We start from the raw sequence: 3,970 nt of genomic DNA, 5'->3' as shown, positions 1-3,970 counted from the left end.
GAGCGACGCTCCGACTAGGGGGGCGGCGAGGAACGGCGTCCCGTCGGCACACCCGAAGAAGACCAGGATCCCGGCGCCGAACGCCACCGCCAGCCACGGGAACAGGCGGCGCTGCTCGACCTCCCGGGCGAGTCCGTCGGCGAGCCAGCCGTGCAGCGCCGGCATCGAAACCGGGCGCGTGCCAGCCAGCGCCACCGCGCCGCCCGCTAGCCTCGCGCCGATCCGCCGCATCTACCCCGCCCCGTAGCGGACGACTCACGTCCCGGCCTGGGATTCTTAACGCACCCATCGGCCCGTGCTACAGCGGACGCTTCGTGCTACGGGCGCCATGCCGTGCGACGGGCGCCGCCCTGACGCCCCGCACCGCCCCGTTGCCCTCCGCCCCCGAACATATCGGCCCGATGTCCTCAGCCGTCGTCACGCGCTTCGCCCCCTCGCCCACCGGATACCTCCATATCGGCGGTGCCCGCACGGCGCTGTTCAATTGGCTGTACGCCCGCCACACCGGCGGCAAGATGCTGCTGCGCATCGAGGATACCGATCGGGAACGCTCGACCAAGGGTGCGATCGACGCGATCCTCGACGGCCTGTCCTGGCTCGGCCTCGACTGGGACGGGGACGTGGTGTTCCAGTTCGCCCGCGCCGAGCGCCATCGCGCGGTCGCCGAGGAGCTGCTGGCTGCCGGCCGCGCCTACCATTGCTACGCCTCCGCCGAGGAACTGACGCAGATGCGGGAGACCGCCCGGGCCGAGGGCCGGGCCCCGCGCTACGACGGGCGCTGGCGCGACCGCGATCCGTCCGAGGCTCCTGCCGGAGTCAGGCCGGTGATCCGGCTGCGCGCGCCCCTCGAGGGCGAGACGGTGGTCGAGGATGCCGTGCAGGGGCGGGTGACCTGGGCCAACCGCGATCTCGACGACCTCGTGCTGCTGCGCTCGGACGGGACGCCGACCTACATGCTCGCCGTCGTGGTCGACGACCACGACATGGGCGTCACCCAGATCATCCGCGGCGACGACCACCTCACCAACGCGGCCCGCCAGAGCCAGATTTTTTCGGCCTTGGGTTGGGACATCCCGCGGATGGCTCATATCCCGCTGATTCATGGGGCCGACGGGGCGAAGCTGTCCAAGCGCCACGGCGCGCTGGGCGTCGAGGCCTACCGCGACCTCGGCTACCTGCCGGAGGCGCTGCGCAACTACCTCGTGCGCCTGGGCTGGAGCCACGGCGACCAGGAGGTGTTCTCCACCGACGAGATGATCGCGGCCTTCGATCTAGGCGCGGTGGGGCGCTCGGCGGCGCGATTCGACTTCGCCAAGCTCGCCAACCTCAACGGGCTCTACATCCGCGGCAGCGCCGATGCGGACCTGGTCGCCGCGATCGAGACGATCCTGCCGAACGTCGGCCCGGAGCGCGGCCTACCGGCGACGCTCCAGCCCGATCTCAAGGATACGCTGACCCAGGCCATGCCGGGCCTGAAGGAGCGGGCCAAGACGCTGATCGAACTGCTCGACAGCGCCTATTACCTCACCGCCCAGCGTCCCCTGGTACTCGACGACAAGGCCCGGGCGCTCCTGTCCGACGAGGGCCGGGCGCGTCTGGCCGGGGTGCTGCCGGATCTCCAGTCGCTGCCCGAGTGGAGCGCGGCGGCGACCGAGGGTGCGGTGCGTCAGTATGCGGAGACCGCCGGGTGCAAACTCGGGCAGGTGGCCCAGCCCCTGCGGGCCGCGCTCACCGGGCGTACCACCTCCCCGCCCCTGTTCGACGTGATGGCGGTACTCGGTCGGGCCGAGACCCTGGCGCGACTCGCCGATCAAGTGCCGCAGGGCTGAGCGGGCGGGACGGAACTGCGGGTCCCGGCCCGGATTTCGCTTGGGACCGGATTTCGCTTGGCGATGGCGGTCGGTTGTCACCGACCCCGTTGCTGCTGCACTGCCGTTTGGGTAACCCAGGGCCTGTGAGCACCCGCAACATAACGCGCGGCGTGCTCCGGCCCCGGGGTCGCCTCGGGCAGCCCGAGGCCGGCATCCGCCACGTCGCCAGAGAAGGGTCCACGTTCCATGAGCGCATCCAGCACCATCACCGTGGACGGCAAGGAGATCGAACTGCCGGTCAAGTCCGGCACGATCGGCCCGGACGTCATCGACATCGGCAAGCTCTACGCCAAGACCGGCGCCTTCACCTTCGATCCGGGCTTCACCTCGACGGCGAGTTGCGAATCGAAGATCACCTACATCGACGGCGATGAGGGCGTGCTGCTCTATCGCGGCTACCCGATCGAGCAACTCGCCGAGAAGGGCGACTTCCTCGAAACCTGCTACCTGATGCTGTTCGGTACCCTGCCGACCGCCGCCCAGAAGGCCGATTTCGACTATCGGGTCACGCGCCACACCATGGTGCACGACCAGATGAACCGGTTCTTCACTGGCTTCCGGCGTGACGCCCACCCGATGGCCGTGATGGTCGCCTCGGTCGGCGCGCTCTCGGCCTTCTACCACGATTCGACCGATATCACCGACGAGAGCCAGCGGCTGATCGCGTCGATCCGCATGATCGCCAAGATGCCGACTTTGGCCGCGATGGCCTACAAGTACTCCATCGGCCAGCCCTTCGTGTATCCTAAGAACGACCTCGACTACACCTCGAATTTCCTGCGGATGTGTTACGCGGTCCCGTGCGAGGAGTACGAGGTCAACCCGGTCTTCGCCAAGGCCCTCGACAAGATCTTCATCCTGCACGCCGACCACGAGCAGAACGCCTCGACCTCGACCGTGCGGCTCGCCGGCTCGTCCGGCGCCAACCCGTTCGCCTGCATCGCGGCCGGCATCGCGTGCCTGTGGGGGCCCGCCCATGGCGGCGCCAACGAGGCGGCGCTGAAGATGCTGATGGAGATCGGCACGCCCGAGAACGTCGGCAAGTACGTCGCCAAGGCCAAGGACAAGAACGACCCGTTCCGCCTGATGGGCTTCGGCCACCGGGTCTACAAGAACTACGATCCCCGCGCCCGGATCATGCAAAGCACCACCCACCAGGTGCTCAAGGAACTCGGCAAGACCGAGGATCCGCTGCTGCACGTCGCCATGGAGCTGGAGCAGATCGCCCTCAAGGACGAGTACTTCATCGAGAAGAAGCTCTACCCGAACATCGACTTCTATTCGGGCATCACGCTCAAGGCGATGGGCTTCCCGACCGACATGTTCACCGTGCTGTTCGCGGTGGCGCGCACGGTCGGCTGGATCGCGCAATGGGCCGAGATGATCGAGGACCCGATGCAGAAGATCGGCCGTCCGCGCCAGCTCTATGTCGGTCCGGCGCAGCGCGACTACGTGCCGGTCGACGAGCGCGGCTGAGCCGAGCCATCGAACCCGAGGCGACACCGGGGGCGGCCCAAGGGCCGCCCCACTTCTTTTCGCCGCCTGGGTCGGCCGTCACGCTCCGTCTCCCCTGCCCGCCGCCCTACGATTGGGCGTCGATCCGCGCTTTCCTGGCGAAACGGGCGATCCTCGGCGTCGAATCGGCGGAGGCCGACGCGCAATCCTACGCGCGAACGGTCTGCGTCGGCGGCCGGCCCGGCATCGTCGCGGTCGCGTTCGGCGATGACGCACTGCACGCGACGCTCCGTGGCCTCGACGTAAGTTCCGGGCCGGAGATTGCCGCGCGCCTGCGCCGCCTGTTCGATTGCGATGCCGACCCGGTCGCGATCGCGGCCTGCCTGTCCCGGGACCCTGCCCTGGCCGGGCTCGTGGCGGCCCGGCCCGGATTGCGGCTGCCCGGCGCCTGGGACCCGTTCGAGACCGGCTGCCGGGCGATTTTGGGCCAGCAGGTCTCGGTCCAGGCCGCGATCCGACTCGCCGGAAAGCTCGTCGCGGCTTTTGGGACGCCGCTGGCGGAGCCGGCGGGCAGCCTGACCCATGTCTTCCCGACGCCGCCTCAGCTGGCCGAAGCCGACGTGGCGCTGGCTCTGAACATGCCC

At 69.2% G+C, this 3,970-nt stretch carries 3 protein-coding genes and 1 pseudogene; 3 read left to right on the top strand and 1 reads right to left on the bottom strand.

Features of this window, described 5'->3' with window-relative positions; all coding sequences use genetic code 11:
- Nucleotides 1-231 (bottom strand): annotated as a pseudogene (locus tag FV228_RS22460) (competence protein ComEC); the annotation flags it as partial.
- Between the two features lie 170 nt (nucleotides 232-401).
- On the opposite strand from FV228_RS22460, the gene gltX reads away from it, so the two are divergent.
- The 3 genes from gltX to FV228_RS22445 all read left to right on the top strand — a co-directional run.
- Nucleotides 402-1,829, top strand: a complete 1,428-nt coding sequence (gene gltX / locus FV228_RS22455; RefSeq protein ID WP_147856625.1) for a glutamate--tRNA ligase — start codon at nucleotides 402-404, stop codon at nucleotides 1,827-1,829.
- A gap of 228 nt (nucleotides 1,830-2,057) precedes the next feature.
- On the top strand, nucleotides 2,058-3,347 hold the full coding sequence (gene gltA / locus FV228_RS22450) for a citrate synthase (protein ID WP_147856624.1): 1,290 nt from the start codon (nucleotides 2,058-2,060) through the stop codon (nucleotides 3,345-3,347).
- Nucleotides 3,242-3,970: AlkA N-terminal domain-containing protein (locus FV228_RS22445; protein WP_147856623.1), on the top strand; the 729-nt coding region annotated here is incomplete at its 3' end. The genes gltA and FV228_RS22445, both read left to right, overlap by 106 nt.

Source organism: Methylobacterium sp. WL18, from assembly GCF_008040015.1.
Lineage (GTDB): Bacteria > Pseudomonadota > Alphaproteobacteria > Rhizobiales > Beijerinckiaceae > Methylobacterium > Methylobacterium mesophilicum.
The sequence above is the reverse complement of the archived record's forward strand: the minus strand, read 5'-3'. Positions and strand labels throughout refer to the sequence as shown.

Excerpts from the sequence above, each read along its gene's own strand:
- gltX (WP_147856625.1), top strand. The coding sequence starts at position 402 with ATGTCCTCAGCCGTCGTCACGCGCTTCGCCCCCTCGCCCACCGGATAC.
- gltA (WP_147856624.1), top strand. The coding sequence starts at position 2,058 with ATGAGCGCATCCAGCACCATCACCGTGGACGGCAAGGAGATCGAACTG.